Below are 464 nucleotides of genomic sequence, written 5' to 3'. Positions count from 1 at the left end.
GTCAGAGCCCGTTCGCCCGCCAGGCCTTCGGCCGGGGGTTCGGTCAGGGCGAGGCGGCGCTGCCGATGTGGCTGGAGCGTCGGCACCTGCCGGACATCCGGACGCGGGTGGAGCGGATCGATGCCCGCCACCAGGACCTCACCGAGCGGCTGCGCGGCGAACCGGCCTGCTCGATCGACCGCTTCGTCCTGCTGGACGCGATGGACTGGATGACCGACCGGCGCCTGGCCGAGCTGTGGAGCCAGATCGAGCGTACCGCTGCTCCGGACGCGCGAGTGATCTTCCGCACGGCCGGCGAGGCCAGCGTGATCGAGGGCCGGGTGCCGCGCTTCATCCTGGACGGCTGGCATTACGAGCGGCAGCGCAGCCTCGAGCTGTTCCGCCAGGACCGCTCCGCCATCTATGGCGGCTTCCACCTCTACGCGCGCCGGCCGGCCTGATGGCGGGCGCCACGGCCGGCGACA

Annotated in this window: 1 protein-coding gene; it reads left to right on the top strand. The window is 72.6% G+C overall.

The features are described 5' to 3' along the window. Positions 1-440 (top strand): DUF3419 family protein (locus EQG76_RS00675; RefSeq protein ID WP_159709686.1); only part of this gene is annotated, 440 nt, incomplete at its 5' end. Positions 441-464: the final 24 nt, after the last annotated feature.

This window comes from Geminicoccus flavidas, from assembly GCF_009806515.1.
GTDB classification, from domain to species: domain Bacteria; phylum Pseudomonadota; class Alphaproteobacteria; order Geminicoccales; family Geminicoccaceae; genus Geminicoccus; species Geminicoccus flavidus.
The sequence above is the reverse complement of the archived record's forward strand: the minus strand, read 5'-3'. Positions and strand labels throughout refer to the sequence as shown.